Origin of the sequence: Aeromicrobium halocynthiae, assembly GCF_039531385.1 — a bacterium.
Classification (GTDB): Bacteria; Actinomycetota; Actinomycetes; order Propionibacteriales; family Nocardioidaceae; genus Aeromicrobium; species Aeromicrobium halocynthiae.
Window position 1 is genome coordinate 70,941 of sequence record NZ_BAAAPY010000002.1, and the last position, 13,971, is coordinate 84,911.

Annotated in this window: 14 protein-coding genes; 10 read left to right on the forward strand and 4 right to left on the reverse strand. The window is 71.9% G+C overall.

The window, feature by feature from the left end; all coding sequences use genetic code 11:
• Positions 1-52: 52 nt before the first annotated feature.
• From ABD213_RS04370 to ABD213_RS04395, 6 genes are all read left to right on the forward strand, one after another.
• The gene (locus tag ABD213_RS04370; protein WP_344324899.1) at positions 53-1,546 is read left to right on the forward strand and encodes an alanine/glycine:cation symporter family protein; all 1,494 of its coding nucleotides are present in this window, start codon (positions 53-55) and stop codon (positions 1,544-1,546) included.
• Positions 1,547-1,593: 47 nt separating this feature from the next.
• Positions 1,594-2,643 (forward strand): FecCD family ABC transporter permease, encoded by a 1,050-nt coding sequence (locus ABD213_RS04375; protein ID WP_344324901.1) that lies wholly within the window; start codon positions 1,594-1,596, stop codon positions 2,641-2,643.
• A 6-nt stretch (positions 2,644-2,649) separates the two neighbouring features.
• Entirely contained in the window at positions 2,650-3,723 is a 1,074-nt protein-coding gene (locus ABD213_RS04380; protein WP_344324905.1) for a FecCD family ABC transporter permease, read from the forward strand.
• Positions 3,720-4,595: an ABC transporter ATP-binding protein gene (locus ABD213_RS04385; protein WP_344324908.1), complete on the forward strand. Its 876-nt coding sequence runs from the start codon at positions 3,720-3,722 to the stop codon at positions 4,593-4,595. Before ABD213_RS04380 ends, ABD213_RS04385 begins: the two co-directional genes overlap by 4 nt.
• Positions 4,596-4,674: 79 nt before the next feature.
• The gene (locus tag ABD213_RS04390; protein WP_344324911.1) at positions 4,675-5,451 is read left to right on the forward strand and encodes a hypothetical protein; all 777 of its coding nucleotides are present in this window, start codon (positions 4,675-4,677) and stop codon (positions 5,449-5,451) included.
• A gap of 41 nt (positions 5,452-5,492) precedes the next feature.
• Complete coding sequence (locus tag ABD213_RS04395; protein ID WP_344324914.1) at positions 5,493-5,708, forward strand: hypothetical protein; 216 nt, start codon at positions 5,493-5,495, stop codon at positions 5,706-5,708.
• Positions 5,709-5,802: 94 nt separating this feature from the next.
• Here the strand turns inward: ABD213_RS04395 and ABD213_RS04400 are convergent, their stop codons facing one another.
• Positions 5,803-7,281 carry an SDR family oxidoreductase gene (locus tag ABD213_RS04400; protein ID WP_344324917.1) on the reverse strand — a complete coding sequence of 493 codons (1,479 nt, stop codon included), beginning with the start codon at positions 7,279-7,281 and terminating at the stop codon, positions 5,803-5,805.
• A gap of 42 nt (positions 7,282-7,323) precedes the next feature.
• Positions 7,324-7,650, reverse strand: a complete 327-nt coding sequence (locus tag ABD213_RS04405) for a hypothetical protein (RefSeq protein ID WP_344324920.1) — start codon at positions 7,648-7,650, stop codon at positions 7,324-7,326.
• Positions 7,651-7,778: 128 nt separating this feature from the next.
• On the opposite strand from ABD213_RS04405, the gene ABD213_RS04410 reads away from it, so the two are divergent.
• Complete coding sequence (locus ABD213_RS04410; protein WP_344324923.1) at positions 7,779-8,234, forward strand: OsmC family protein; 456 nt, start codon at positions 7,779-7,781, stop codon at positions 8,232-8,234.
• Here the strand turns inward: ABD213_RS04410 and ABD213_RS04415 are convergent.
• On the reverse strand, positions 8,223-9,080 hold the full coding sequence (locus tag ABD213_RS04415; RefSeq protein ID WP_344324926.1) for an SDR family oxidoreductase: 858 nt from the start codon (positions 9,078-9,080) through the stop codon (positions 8,223-8,225). The two genes, ABD213_RS04410 and ABD213_RS04415, sit on opposite strands and share 12 nt — an antisense overlap.
• A gap of 205 nt (positions 9,081-9,285) precedes the next feature.
• Between ABD213_RS04415 and ABD213_RS04420 the strand changes: the two genes are divergently transcribed.
• Both ABD213_RS04420 and ABD213_RS04425 read left to right on the forward strand, forming a co-directional pair.
• Entirely contained in the window at positions 9,286-10,152 is an 867-nt protein-coding gene (locus ABD213_RS04420; protein WP_344324929.1) for an alpha/beta fold hydrolase, read from the forward strand.
• Positions 10,145-10,828, forward strand: a complete 684-nt coding sequence (locus ABD213_RS04425; RefSeq protein ID WP_344324932.1) for a nitroreductase — start codon at positions 10,145-10,147, stop codon at positions 10,826-10,828. Before ABD213_RS04420 ends, ABD213_RS04425 begins: the two co-directional genes overlap by 8 nt.
• 9 nt (positions 10,829-10,837) lie before the next feature.
• On the opposite strand, the gene ABD213_RS04430 is transcribed toward ABD213_RS04425, so the two are convergent.
• A complete protein-coding gene (locus ABD213_RS04430) occupies positions 10,838-12,265 on the reverse strand; it encodes a hypothetical protein (RefSeq protein ID WP_344324935.1) in 1,428 nt (475 codons plus the stop codon).
• Positions 12,266-12,389: 124 nt separating this feature from the next.
• Here ABD213_RS04430 and ABD213_RS04435 point away from each other — a divergent pair, with 124 nt between their 5' ends.
• A complete protein-coding gene (locus tag ABD213_RS04435) occupies positions 12,390-13,958 on the forward strand; it encodes a molybdopterin-dependent oxidoreductase (protein WP_344324938.1) in 1,569 nt (522 codons plus the stop codon).
• Positions 13,959-13,971: the final 13 nt, after the last annotated feature.

Sequence of the window (13,971 nt, forward strand, 5' to 3'; positions counted from 1 at the left end):
ACGTCGGGCCGGATGACTTGCCGAGAGACGCACATCACTGTTGTCTGTCCGAATGGACGTTTCCGGCATCGAGACCGCGATCGACAACTTCTTCGCCCCGGTGGCCAACGCCGTGGCGAGCGTGATCTTCTACGAGCTCACCGTCGCGGGCGTCTCGTTCCCGCTGATCGTGTTCTGGCTCGTGGCCGGTGCGATCGTCTTCACGATCGCGTTCAGGGCCCCGCAGTTCTGGGCGCTCGGCCACTCCATCGACCTCATCCGCGGGAAGTTCGGCAGCAAGGACGACCCGGGCGAGGTGACGCACTTCCAGGCGCTCTCCTCCGCCGTCTCCGGCACCGTGGGCCTCGGCAACATCGCCGGCGTCGCGGTGGCCGTCACCCTCGGTGGCGCGGGCGCCACGTTCTGGATGATCGTGGCAGGCCTGCTCGGCATGTGCACCAAGTTCGTCGAGTGCACCCTCGGCGTGAAGTACCGCGAGCAGCACGAGGACGGCACCGTCACCGGCGGCCCCTTCCGCTACCTGCCCATCGCCTTCGAGCGGTTCGGCAAGCCCGTCGCGGCCGCCCTGACCGGGGTCTTCGCCGTCGCGATCTTCTTCTTCGGCGCGGTCGGCGGCAACATGTTCCAGGCCAACCAGACCTACGCCCAGGCTCGCAACGTCACCGGCGGTGCCGACGGTCCGCTCGCCGGCGACGGAGCGGCGCTGGCGTTCGGCATCGTCCTGGCGGTGCTCGTGGGGCTCGTCATCATCGGCGGCATCAAGTCCATCGGCCAGGTCACCGGCAAGCTCGTGCCCGGCATGGCCGCCGTCTACGTCCTGGCGTGCATCGTCGTCATCGCCTTCAACCTCGAGCACGTGCCCGCCGCGTTCGGCGAGATCATCACCGGAGCCTTCAACCCCGAGGGCGTCACCGGCGGCATCGTGGGCGTGCTGATCATCGGCTTCCAGCGAGCCGCCTTCTCCAACGAGGCCGGGGTCGGCTCCGCGCCGATCGCGCACTCCGCGGTCAAGACCAGCCGCCCGGCCAGCGAGGGCTTCGTCTCCCTGCTCGAGCCCTTCATCGACACCGTCATCATCTGCACCATGACCGCCCTGGTCATCGTCATCGCCGCGCCGCAGTCGTGGATCGACGGCCGTGCCGCCGTCGCCGCGGGCGAGTCGCCCGACCCCGACGGCGTCGTGCTGACGTCGGACGCGTTCGCCACGGTCGTGCCGTGGTTCCCCTACATCCTCGCGATCGCGGTGGCGCTCTTCGCCTTCTCCACGCTCATCACGTGGGCCTACTACACGCAGAAGGCCTGGACGACGCTCTTCGGCCGGTCCGTCTTCACCGAGCGCCTGTTCCAGGTGATCTTCTGCCTGTTCACGGTCTTCGGCTCCGTGGTCACGCTCTCGGACGTCATTACCCTGGCGGACTCGATGCTGTTCGTCTGCGCGTTGGTCAACATCTTCGGCCTCTACCTGTTGATGCCGGTGGTGCGCCAGGAGGTCCGCGAGTACTGGGCAGACAAGAAGGCCGACCGCCTGGAGCGCATGGACGCCTGACGACGGTCCCGGCGCACCCGGAGCGGGGCCTAGGTTAGCCTTGCCTCATGTCCGTCGTCGTCGAGCGCCCCGCGCAGGTCGCGCCGTCGCGGCGACGGTCCACCTCGCGTCTCGGCGCCGGCCTCGTGCTGGCCCTCGGGGTCCTCGCCGTCGTCGTCTTCCTGAGCATCACGCTCGGTGCGCGGGGAGTCGACCTGGGCACGATCTGGGCGGCCTTCACCGCGTACGACCCCGACTCCGCGGCCCACACCGTCATCCGCGAGCTGCGGGTCCCGCGCACCATCCTCGGGCTCGCCGTCGGCGCCTCCCTCGGGCTCGGGGGAGCGATCCTCCAGGGCGCGACGCGCAACCCGCTCGCCGACCCCGGCATCATGGGCGTCAACGCCGGGGCTGCGGCCTTCATCGTCACGGGGATCCTCGTCTTCGGCGCGATGTCGCTGAGCACCTACGTCTGGCTCGGGTTCCTGGGAGCCGGCGTCGCGACGGCCGTCGTGTACGCCGTCGCGTCCATCGGGCGCGAGGGCGCCACGCCGGTCAAGCTCGCCCTGGCCGGCGCGGCCATCAGCGCGGCGCTCTACTCGGTCACCACCGGCGTCGTCCTGAGCGACCTCGGTGCACTCAACGAGCTGCGGTTCTGGCAGGTCGGGTCGCTGGCCGGCCGGTACTGGGGGGTCGTCGCGCAGGCCGTACCGTTCATGGCCGTCGCCGTCCTGGTGGCCCTCGTGTGCGGCCGGCTGCTCAACGGGCTCGCCCTCGGTGAGGACCTCGCGACCGCGCTCGGACAGCGCGTCCGGCTCACCCGCACGGTGCTGTTCGTGACGGTCGCCGTCCTGTGCGGGGCGGCGACGGCCGCGTGCGGCCCGATCGTCTTCATCGGGCTGATCGTCCCGCACGTCGCCCGCGCCATCTGCGGACCCGACTACCGCTGGATCATGGCCTACACCGCCGTCCTCGGCCCGATCGTCCTGCTCCTCGCCGACGTCCTCGGACGTGTCGTCACCAGCCCGGGGGAGCTGCAGGTCGGCGTCGTGCTCGGCGTCGCCGGTGCCCCGGCCTTCATCGCCCTCGTCCGCTTGCGCAACCTCGCGGAGCTCTGACGCGCCGTGACGTCCTCGACCTCGAGCACGATCGACCTCCCCGCACCCACCGACGAGCCGGCGGTCGTCGTCCGAGACCGTCGGACCCGTCGTCGACGCGCGATCGGGGTCACGGGGGCGCTGGGCGGACTGACCATCGTCCTGTTCGTCCTGACGATGATGATCGGCGAGACGCGGCTCGGCCCGCTCGAGGTGGTCGCGTCGGTGCTCGGGTTCTCCGACAGCCCGTCCACGGACTTCGTCGTGCGGACGCTGCGGCTGCCGACCGCGGTCACCGCCGCGGCGGTCGGCGCGGCCCTCGGGATCTCCGGGCTGTGCTTCCAGAAGCTGCTGTCGAACCCGCTCGCGTCGCCGGACTTCGTCGGGATCACGTCGGGGGCGAGCTTCTTCGCCATCACGGCGATCGTCCTGCTGGGGCTGAGCGGGTTCGCGGTCTCGGTCGCGGCGCTCGCCGGTGCCCTGCTCACGGCGTCCCTCATCTACCTGCTGGCCTGGCGTGACGGCATCACCGGCTACCGGTTCGTGCTCATCGGCATCGGCGTCAGCCAGCTGTTCATCTCCCTGGTCGGCTGGGTGATCGTCCAGGCCGAGCTCTTCGACGCCCGCGAGGCGATGACGTGGCTCGTCGGGTCGGCCGGACGGGCGGGGTCCACCGAGCTGCCCGTGCTGCTCGGGGCACTGGCCGTGCTCGTGCCGGCCGTGCTGCTGCTGTCCCGCCCGCTCGGCGTCCTCGAGCTCGGAGACGACGCCGCCCGTGGGCTCGGGGTCGGTGTCGAGACGGCCCGTCGGCTGGTCCTGCTCGTGGCGGTCGTGCTCGTCGCCCTCGCCACCGCCGTCGCCGGTCCGATGGCGTTCGTCGCGCTCATCGCCGGTCCGATCGCCGTCCGGCTGCTGCGCGGCACCGGCAGCGGACTGCCGGCTGCCGCGCTGGTCGGAGCCTGCGTCGTGCTCGCCGCCGACTTGGTCGCCCGCCAGCTCCTGCCCGTCTCGTTGCCCACGGGTGTGGTCACCGGTGCCGTCGGCGCCCCCTACCTCATCTGGCTCCTCATCCACGTCAACTCGGAAGGACGCGGCGGATGACCGACCCCAACGCCGACGCCTCGGCCCCCCTGACCCGTGAGGCCCAGGGTCACGACCTGCGCGCCGAGGACCTCACCCTCGGCTACGACGAGACCGACATCGTCAGCCACCTGGACGTGCAGCTGCCCCCGGGGCGCATCACCGTCATCGTGGGGGCCAACGCCTGCGGCAAGTCGACGCTCCTGCGCGGTCTCGCCCGCCTGCTGCCGGCACGCTCCGGCAGCGTCCGCCTCGACGGTCGCGACGTCACGTCCCTGCGCAGCATCGAGGTCGCGAAGGTGGTGGGTCTGCTGCCCCAGACCCCCGTCGCCCCCGACGGCATCACGGTGGCCGACCTCGTCGGCCGCGGCCGCTACCCGCACCAGGGCTGGTTCCGGCAGTGGAAGCCCGAGGACGACCAGGCGGTGCAAGCCGCGCTCGAGGCGACCGGGACGGCCGAGCTCGCCGAGCGACGCATCGCCGAGCTGTCGGGCGGGCAGCGCCAGCGCGTCTGGGTGGCCATGGCGCTCGCCCAGGACACCGACCTGCTCCTGCTGGACGAGCCCACGACCTACCTGGACATCAACCACCAGGTCGAGCTGCTCGACCTGCTCACCGACCTCAACCGCAGCCACGGCAAGACCATCGTGCTGGTCCTGCACGACCTCAACCTCGCGTGCCGGTACGCCGACCACATCATCGCGATGAAGGCCGGCCGGATCGTGCGTGAGGGCGCGCCGAGCGACGTCATCGACGCCGACGTCGTCACCGACGTGTTCGGCCTGGACTGCGACGTCGTGCCCGACCCGGTCAGCGGCACCCCGATGGTCGTGCCCCGTGGTCGACACCACGTGCGCGCCATGACGCCGGACCCGGAGCTCGCGACCTCCTGACGGTCCTCGGCGCGTCGGCGCGCCGACGACGGGGTCGCCGTCGCACACTGGGAGACACTGCGTCGCACAGGAGGCATCCATGTCCACCGACTCCGCCCAGATCGCCACGGGCACGACCGCCTCGAACCAGGCCGCCCCCGGTCCGGCACCATCGGGCGATCCCTCGGCCGACCGATCAGCCGCCGGCTGGGACGGCGAGTGGGACGAGCGCTCCGAACGTGTGTGGACCGGGGAGGACCTCGATGCCGCACCGCCCGCCACGCCACCGCTGACGCCGCAGGAGCGCCAGCGCGACGCCTACGGCGGACTGAGCGTCGGTGCGGCGTTCCACGGCTGGCTGAGCGCCCTCGGCACGATGGTGCTGCTCCTGCTCGCCGTCGCGACGGTCGGTCTCGTCCTGGGTCTCGCCCAGGACGTGAGCAGCGGCACCGGGCAGCTGGTGATCGGGCAGACCACGGTCATGACGGTGCTCACCGTCGTCGCTGTCGTCGCCGTGCTCGGGTGCTTCAGCGGGTCCTACGCGGCGGGACGCCTGGTCCGCTTCGACGGCGCCCGACAGGGGTTCGGGGTGTGGGTCCTGCTGGTCGTCACGGCTCTCGTCGGCCTGGGTCTGGCCGTCACGGCGGAGGCGCAGTACGCGCTCACCTCGCGTCCGTCCTTCCCGGACGTGACCGTCGCGCGTGCCGACCTGCTGCCCGTCGCGGCCATCACCGTCGCCGTGGCGGCCGTGCTGTCGTTGCTCGTGGCCCTCGGAGGGGGGCGCCTCGGCCTGCGCTACCACGCGAAGGTGGAGAAGGCCGGTCTCGATTCGGCGCCCGCGGAGGACGCGACGGAGACCGGCGGCGCCACGGCCTGATTCGCGGTGCGGCGCCACCGGTCCGCTCCTACCGTGGGCACATGAGTTACGGAACCACAGAGATCGAAGCCATCCAGGCCGTCGTCGACCGCGTCAGCAGCTACCAGGACGGGGCGCCCGAGGGCACCGTCGCCAAGGAGCTGCGCGACGGGTTGAACGAGGCCGACGTCGAGGTCGGCGAGGACGACCAGCAGCGCCTGGTCGAGGCCATCGAGGCCGACGCGGGAGAGGTCGACGCGGCCGACGTCCTGGGCTGAACGCGTCGCCGGGCACGGCGAGCACGAGGGGCGGGACCGAGCACGGTCCCGCCCCTCGGTGCGTCCGGCCTCCCTGGCCTCGTCGAGGTCGGCCTCAGCGACGGAGGTAGAGCTCGAGCCGCTCCGCCTCGCGGGCGATGTTGCGCTGCATGGAGCCGAAGACGATGCCGTGGAACGGGTAGACCGACCACCAGTAGATGTGGCCCAGCAGGCCCCGGGGGTGGAACAGCGCCCGGTGGTGGAAGGTCGTCGTCCCGCCCTCGGTGGACCCGACCTGGAGCTCGAGCCAAGCCAGGCCAGGGACCCGCATCTCCGCACGCAGACGCAGGAACGAGGCGTCGTCGGTCTCCTCGACCCGCCACCAGTCGAGGGCGTCGCCCACGATGAGGTCGCGCTGGTCCCGGCGACCTCGCCGCAAGCCGGGGCCGCCGACGACGCGGTCGAGGACGCCACGGACCCACCAGGCGAGCGCCCACGAGTACCACCCGTTGCGCCCGCCGATGCCCTCGACGATCGCCCACAACGCCTCCGGCGAGGCGTTGACCTCGCGCGTGCGCTCGTCGGTGTAGAGGGAACCGCCGGCCCAGTCCGGGTCGGACGGCAGCGGCTCGGCCGGGGCTCCGGCCGGGGTCGACGACGACCACCGGGTGGGCACCTCCAGGTCGCGGATGCGGGCCAGCGCGAGCTCCACCGCACGGTCGAAGCCGATCAGTCCCTCGGGCGGGTCCGGCACGTACTGGCGGATGTCGTCCTCGGAGCACACCACGGTGTTCTTCAACGACTCCACCAGGGGGCGGGCGATCGAGGCGGGCACCGGGGTGATCAACCCGACCCAGTGACTCGACAGCCCGGGCGTCAGCACCGAGACCCGGACGACGCGTCGCCGCTTCAGCCCCGCGACGACGGCGTGACGCTGCATCATCTCCAAGTACGTCAGGACGTCGGGGCCGCCGATGTCGAACGCGCGGTTGACGTCCGGGGGGAGCTCCGCGCACCCGACGAGGTAGCGCAGGACGTCGCGGATCGCGATCGGCTGGATCCGCGTGTCGACCCAGCGCGGCGTCACCATGACGGGGAGGCGCTCGGTGAGGTAGCGCAGCATCTCGAAGGACGCCGATCCCGAGCCGATGATCACGGCCGCCTGGAGGACGGCGGTCGGGACGCCGGAGTCGAGCAGCACCTGGCCGACCTGCCTGCGGGACGCGAGGTGCTCGGAGAGCTCCTCGCCCTCGGGGTCCATGCCGCCGAGGTAGACGATGCGGCCGACCCCCGCCGCGGCGGCGGTGTCGGCGAAGCCCTTGGCCATCCGGCGCTCGGTCTCGGCGAAGTCGTCACCGCTGCCGATCGAGTGCAGCAGGTAGTAGAGGACGTCGACGCCCTCCATCGCCCGGCGGACGTCGTCGGGCGAGGTCGCGTCGCCCTGGACGACGTCGACCTTCGCTCCCCATTCGTGGGCACGGGCCTTGTTCTCGTCGCGGACGAGGACGCGGACGTCGTACCCGGCGTCCAGGAGCTGGGGGACGAGGCGACCGCCGACGTAGCCGGTGGCGCCGGTGACGAGGCACAGGGTCATGCCCTCAGTCTCGTGCGTGGGACGCGCTCGTGCAGGACGAGGTCAGCCGGCGCGCACCACCGGCTGGAGGACGTCGTCGTAGGCGTACGGGTGGTCGAACGGCAGCGGCGTGCCGGGCCGCCCGGTGGGCACCGCCCGGCCGGGGTCGGCGACGGCAGGTGCACGCCTGCGGTCGTGCGCGTCGTTGCGGCGCACGAGGCGGTCGCCGACGATCGAGCCGAGGTACTCCCCGGAGGCGTCGGCGACGTCGCAGGACTTCCAGGGCAGATGGCCGAGGAAGCTGCCGTCGAGGGCGTAGAGGTGGTCGTCGTCCCAGGTGCGCCGGAAGGCGACGGGGTGTCCGGCGATGTCGAACAGGTAGAGGCTCATGCGGGCTCCGAGCAGCGACGCGGTGATCTGTTCCTCCCACGGTAGGTCGGTGAAACGGCAACCACCGGCGACGCGCCACAGAACCACCCGGGGTGACCACCGACCTGGTCCTGGCGGAGGATGGCACCATGACCACATCGGACCACGGAGCCCGCGGGATCGACCTCGAGCGTCGCGAGCTGGGTCGTTACCGAGCCACCAACGCGCGTGGCGGCACCGTCGACGTCGGCTCGGGCGAGGACGACGAGTTCACGCCGGTCGAGCTGTTGCTCGTCGCGCTGGCGGCGTGCAGCGCCGTCGACGTCGACCACATCGTCTCCAAGCGGGCCGAGCCGACGCGGATGGTCGTCGGCGCCGCCGGACGCAAGATCCGCGACGAGCAGGGCAACCGGATGACCGACCTCACCCTCGCCTTCGACCTGGCCTTCGGCGAGGGTGCGGACGGTGACCGGGCGCGTGCCGTGCTGGCCGACGCGATCGCCATGTCCCACGACCGGCTGTGCACGGTGAGCAGGACGGTCGAGGTGGGCACCCGGGTCGACGCCCACGCCGTCGGCGAGGTCTCGGGCGTCTCAGGCGAGTGAGGTGCCGGTGCCGACGACGCCCTTCGGCTCCACCCAGAAGTCGAGCGCGAGGTCGGCGTCGGTGCCACCGTTGAGGTAGACCGAGAAGTCGGTGACGCCGGCCTCCTCGAGGACGTCGTCGTCGAGGAGGAACCGGCCCGTGAGCTCGCGCGACGGACGGGTCAGGATCTCGTAGGCGGCGTCGGCCATGATCTGCGGCGTCCGCGAGCTGGTGGCCAGCCCGGGTCCGACGACGTTGCGCACCGCGGCGGTGTCGATGGCCGTGCGCGGCCACAGCGAGTTGACGGCGATGCCGTCCTCGCGCAGCTCCCCGGACAGGCCGAGCGTCACCAGGCTCATCCCGAACTTCGCGATCGTGTAGGCGGTGAAGGTGGTGTGCCACTTCGGGTCGAGCTCGAGCGGCGGGCTCAGGGTGAGGATGTGCGGGTTCGACGAGCGGCGCAGGTGCTCGATGCACGACTTGCTCAGCAGGAACGTGCCGCGGCAGTTGATGTCGTTCATGAGGTCGTACTTCTTCATCGGCAGGTCCTCGGTGCGGGACAGGTCGATGGCGCTGGCGTTGTTGACCACGATGTCGATGCCCCCGAACTGCTCGGCGGTGCGCGCGACGGCCTCGGCGACGAACGCGTCGTCGCGCACGTCCCCGACGAGGGGCAGGGCGTGACCGCCGGCCTCCTCGATGGCTGCCGCGGCGGTGTGGATGGTCCCGGGCAGCTTCGGGTGCGGGTCGACGGTCTTGGCGAGGAGCGCGACGTTCGCCCCGTCGGCGGCGGCCTTGACGGCGATCGCCTCGCCGATGCCTCGACTGCCGCCGGACATGATCATGGTGGTGCCGGCCAGACTCATGGGGCTACTCCTCGGTAGGGGCGGGTGCGCCTCACATGCTGTCCGCCCTCGCAGGAACCGTCAAGCGTGACGGTTTCTCCTCACCCGTCCCTGCGCGACGACCATGACGGGGGACGCGGCGCGCGTGGCGCCGGCGTCCGGGGTGGACCGGACGGGCGATACGCTCGTCGCAACTTACAAGCAGACCTGACGGTAGGTGAGGACGATGACGACGCCCCCGTGGTTCGACGCGGCCATCGCCGCCACGCCGCAGCACCACGACCTCGACGTCGCGGGTGCGACGATCGCCTACCGGACGTGGGGTGAGGCGGGGTCGCCGGTCGTCGTCCTGGTCCATGGCGGAGCCGCGCACGCCGGGTGGTGGGACCACGTCGGACCGCACCTCACGGGCGCCCACCGCGTGGTGGCGCTCGACCTGTCCGGTCACGGACTCAGCGACCACCGCGAGGGGTACTCCCTGGAGTGCTGGGCGCGGGAGGTCATGGCCGTCGCGGAGCACGAGAGCGCCTCAGGTGCCCCGCCGGTCGTGGTCGGGCACAGCATGGGCGGGTTCGTCGCGCTGACCGCGGCGCGCGACCACGGCGACCGCCTCGCCGGAGCCGTCGCCATCGACTCCCCGGTGCGGCAGACGTCGACCGAGACCCGCTCCTGGTTGGAGTCGAACCCCGACCTCCCCGCCCACAAGGTGCACCCGACGCGAGAGGCCGTCCTCGCGCGCTTCCGCACCCTGCCCGCCGACGACGCCACCCTCGACTACGTGCTGCACCACGTCGCCCAGCAGTCCGTCCACGAGGTGGCGGGGGGCTGGTCGTGGCGGTTCGACCCGCGGATCTTCCTGAGCACCCGCATGGAGCCGTCGGCCCTGCGCGCGGCCGGCTGCCCCGTGGCGCTCGTGCGTGGCGAGCGGGGCATGGCGACGCACGACATCACGGCGACCGTCGCGCGCGAGCTCGGCGGAGCGGTGCCGGTCACGACCATCCCCGACGCGGGCCACCACATCATGCTGGACCAGCCGGTGGCGCTCGTCGCCGCGATCGACGTCCTGCTCGGACAATGGAGGATCCATGACTGACCGCCCCGCGACGTCGACCGACGCCGACGTCCTGGAGCGGCTGCTGTCGGACCGGTGGAGCTGCCGCGGCTACACCGACCGACAGGTCTCCCGCGACGTCCTCGACCGGCTGCTGATCATGGCCGGATCCACGCCGTCGTGGTGCAACACCCAGCCGTGGGAGGTGCACGTGACCACGGGGGAGGCGACGGCGCGCCTGCGCGACGCGATGGCCGCGGACGACCGGTTCGGCCCCGACATCGACTTCCCCGCGTCGTACGAGGGCGTCTACGCCGAGCGGCGACGCGAGTCGGGGTGGCAGCTGTACGAGGCGGTGGGAGTCGAGAAGGGCGACCGTGCGGGGTCCGCCGCCCAGACGATGCGCAACTTCGAGTTCTTCGGCGCGCCGCACGTCGCCGTCGTCACCGCGCCGTCGTCGCTGGGCACCTACGGTCTCGTCGACTGCGGGCTGTACGTCCAGTCGTTCCTGCTCGCCGCCCAGGCCCTGGGACTCGGGGCGTGCGCCCAGGCGGCGCTCGCCATGCGGTCGGCGTTCCTGCGCGACTTCTTCGACATCCCCGACGACCGCTGGGTGGTGTGCGGGATCTCCTTCGGCCACCCGGACCCCGAGCACCCCACTGCGAGCTACCGCACCACCCGTGTGCCCCTCACGGAGTCCGTGACGGTCCACTCCTGAGCGTCCGGCTCAGCCGCGCAGGGACCCGATCCCGAGGACGGCGGCGAGCCCGAGGGCGCTGCGGGGGTGGTAGGCGGCGGTCCACAGACCTCCGTGGGCGGCGCCCCGTGCCTCGTCCTGCCACGGCTCCGGCTGGGACGGGACGCCCGCGCGCAGGTCGTGCACGAGCAGGGCGGCCATGAGGGTGTTCGACGTCGCGGGGTCGAAGATCTCGACGCCGAAGCGGTGCGCCCCGGCGTAGGCCGCCGCGAGGGCACGGTTCTTGACCACCGACCTCGTCCGGGTGGCGGGTGCGACGTTGAGCGAGACCGTCGAGCCGGAGGCCCTGGCCGCGGTGGCGCGCCAGCGCTGGACCCGCTTGGCGAGGGCGTAGTTGGGACCCTGCTGTGGCACGAGGGCGTCGCAGATGCCCGGATCGGCCCCGGGCGGGTAGTTGCGCTGCAGCAACCGGCCACCACTGAGGGTGCGCAGGGCTCCGCGCGCGGTGCGGGCGACGCGGCCCGTGCCGTACGCCTCCTCGGAGGCCTCGACGTCCTCGCGGGGGACGGCGAACACGTCCGTCGGCGTGGCGAGGAACGCGAGCGCGGTGTCCGGCCTGGTCCGCGTGAGGTGGGCGGCGAGGGCGTCGGCCGCGGCGGACACCCGGACGTGCTGTGCGCCGTCGGCGTAGCAGTAGTTGCCCAGGACCAGTCGGCCCTCGATGCCGTCCAACCAGTGCGCGACCGCCGGGAGCTCGCGCACCACGTCGGCACCGACGTCGGCGTCGGCGTCGGTGAGGATCCGCGAGGGGACGTGAACGGTCCCGGCTCCCTCGGCGGCCACCTGCCGGACACGGTCCTGCACGTCACCGCGGGGCAGGTCGAGGGCGACCACCTCCGCCCCCCAGCGCTGGAGGGCGCGGTAGGGACCCATCTCGGCACCGGCACCGACGACCACGACGACGTCGCCATCGAGCCGCAGCCACTCCGGGTGGTCCATGACGGTCTCGACCGCCTCGACGCACGACGCGCTCACGACGCCCTCCTCGCGCCAATGCGCGAGCTGGCGGCGCAATGCGTCCCCGCGCAGTCGCTCGCCGCGGTAGGGCAGCGACACCTCCGTCTCTGGCTCGGCCGTCCCCCGGACCGAGGTGGTGTGGAAGACCTGGTCGAGGCTCGACTCGGCGATGACGCGCTCGAGTGGCAGGTCGCCGACGACCATCCGGGCGTGCAGCGCGGCGAGACCGTCCTCGGCCACCGCCAGGGCCGCGGCCGGGTCACCGACGCCGGCCTCGACGGCGCGACGGAAGTGCAGCAGGTACTCGCGCCGCCACGCCGTCTCGTTCTCCACCGCTCGTGCCCCCACCGGATCGGCCTTGGCCAACGCCGCCGACAGCACCTCGCGGGCGGTCGCCGACGTGCTCTCCGTGGGGAACGCAACTCCCTCGATCACGTTCATGGGATCACCCTAGGAACCGGTCGCCATGCGGAGAAGAGCGACGCGTGAGTAACTTTCGGTGGCCCTGAACAAGATTTTCTCGACGCCGACCCATCCCCGCGCCGGAGAGCTCCGAATGACGGACATGACCACCGAGACGACGCCGCGACGTCGACCCGCCACCGCACCGCGGTGGGCCGGCGCGCTCGCGGGTCTGCTCGCCGCCGCCACGGGCGTGGCGATCGGCAGTGGTCTGGCGGCCCTGTTCACCGGCGTCCCGACCCCGATCGAGTCGGTGGGCAACCAGTTCATCGACCTGACGCCGGCCTGGCTGAAGGACTTCGCCATCGAGCAGTTCGGCACCAACGACAAGGCGGTGCTCATCGCCGGGACGGTCGTCGTCCTGACGCTCGCCTCCCTGGCCGCCGGCGTCGTCGGACTGCGTCGCCCCCGCATCGCGTTCGCCATCGTGGCGACGTTCGGCATCGTCGCCGTCATCACGGCGTTCACGGACCGGACGGCCACGGCGCAGCGTGCCCTCGTGCTGATTCCGGCGCTCGTGACTCTCGTGGTGAGTCTCGTCGTCCTGGGCGTCCTTCTCCGGGCGCTCGAGCTCGCGCCGAAGCCGGGGGACGACGTCCCCGAAGGGTTCGACCGTCGCGCCTTCATGCGTGCGGTGCTGGTCGCGAGCGCCGGGATCGCTGTCGGCGCCTCCGTGTGGAGGTTCCTCGGCTCCGACGCCGGCGCAGCCTCCCGCGCGTCGGTGTCGCTGCCCGCCCCTGCCGATGCTGCGGCCCCCGTCCCGGCCGGCGCACAGGTCGACCTCGACGGCATCAGCCCGTTCATCACGCCGAACAGCGACTTCTACCGCATCGACACCGCCTTGCAGGTCCCCCAGGTCCCGGTGGAGGGCTACACGCTCCGGATCCACGGCATGGTGGACCAGGAGCTCAACCTCAGCTTCCGCGACCTGCTCGCCGAGCGTCTCGTGGAGCGCCGCATCACCCTGACCTGCGTGTCGAACGAGGTCGGCGGCCCGCTCGTCGGCAACGCCGCCTGGCTCGGCGTCCTGACCAAGGACCTCCTGGAGCGCGCCGGCGTCCAGGCCGGAGCCGACGCCGTCAAGACCACCAGCTCCGACGGCATGACGATCGGCACTCCCGTCGAGGCCCTCCTCGACGACCGCGAGTCGCTCATCGCCGTCGGCATGAACGGTGAGCCGCTGCCGCTCCAGCACGGCTTCCCGGTGCGGATGGTGGTGCCCGGCCTGTACGGCTACGTCTCGGCCACCAAGTGGCTCGTGGACATCGAGGTCACCCGGTTCGAGGACTTCGAGGCGTACTGGACGCCCCGGGGGTACGCGGAGGAGGCGCCGATCAAGATGAGTTCGCGCATCGACGTCCCCCGCTCGTTCGCCGAGGTGCCGCTCGACAACGCTCGCTTCGGTGGCGTCGCCTGGGCGCAGGACACCGGGATCGAGCGCGTCGAGGTGCAGATCGACGACGGCCCGTGGCAGGACGCCGACCTCGCCGAGGAGGACAGCATCAACACGTGGCGCCAGTGGTCCTGGACCTGGGACGACGCCACCGAAGGCATCCACAACGTCACCGTCCGGGCGACCGACGCCAACGGTGAGACACAGACTTCCGAGCGGGCACGCATCGTGCCCGACGGAACGACCGGCTGGCACAGCGTCCAGTTCCGCGTCGCGTAGTAGGACCCAACCA

Bases quoted from the DNA above. Each gene is read 5' to 3' on its own strand.
- ABD213_RS04370 (WP_344324899.1), top strand. From the start codon at position 53: ATGGACGTTTCCGGCATCGAGACCGCGATCGACAACTTCTTCGCCCCG.
- ABD213_RS04375 (WP_344324901.1), top strand. From the start codon at position 1,594: ATGTCCGTCGTCGTCGAGCGCCCCGCGCAGGTCGCGCCGTCGCGGCGA.
- ABD213_RS04385 (WP_344324908.1), top strand. From the start codon at position 3,720: ATGACCGACCCCAACGCCGACGCCTCGGCCCCCCTGACCCGTGAGGCC.
- ABD213_RS04390 (WP_344324911.1), top strand. From the start codon at position 4,675: ATGTCCACCGACTCCGCCCAGATCGCCACGGGCACGACCGCCTCGAAC.
- ABD213_RS04395 (WP_344324914.1), top strand. From the start codon at position 5,493: ATGAGTTACGGAACCACAGAGATCGAAGCCATCCAGGCCGTCGTCGAC.
- ABD213_RS04400 (WP_344324917.1), bottom strand. From the start codon at position 7,281: ATGACCCTGTGCCTCGTCACCGGCGCCACCGGCTACGTCGGCGGTCGC.
- ABD213_RS04405 (WP_344324920.1), bottom strand. From the start codon at position 7,650: ATGAGCCTCTACCTGTTCGACATCGCCGGACACCCCGTCGCCTTCCGG.
- ABD213_RS04410 (WP_344324923.1), top strand. From the start codon at position 7,779: ATGACCACATCGGACCACGGAGCCCGCGGGATCGACCTCGAGCGTCGC.
- ABD213_RS04415 (WP_344324926.1), bottom strand. From the start codon at position 9,080: ATGAGTCTGGCCGGCACCACCATGATCATGTCCGGCGGCAGTCGAGGC.
- ABD213_RS04420 (WP_344324929.1), top strand. From the start codon at position 9,286: ATGACGACGCCCCCGTGGTTCGACGCGGCCATCGCCGCCACGCCGCAG.
- ABD213_RS04425 (WP_344324932.1), top strand. From the start codon at position 10,145: ATGACTGACCGCCCCGCGACGTCGACCGACGCCGACGTCCTGGAGCGG.
- ABD213_RS04430 (WP_344324935.1), bottom strand. From the start codon at position 12,265: ATGAACGTGATCGAGGGAGTTGCGTTCCCCACGGAGAGCACGTCGGCG.
- ABD213_RS04435 (WP_344324938.1), top strand. From the start codon at position 12,390: ATGACCACCGAGACGACGCCGCGACGTCGACCCGCCACCGCACCGCGG.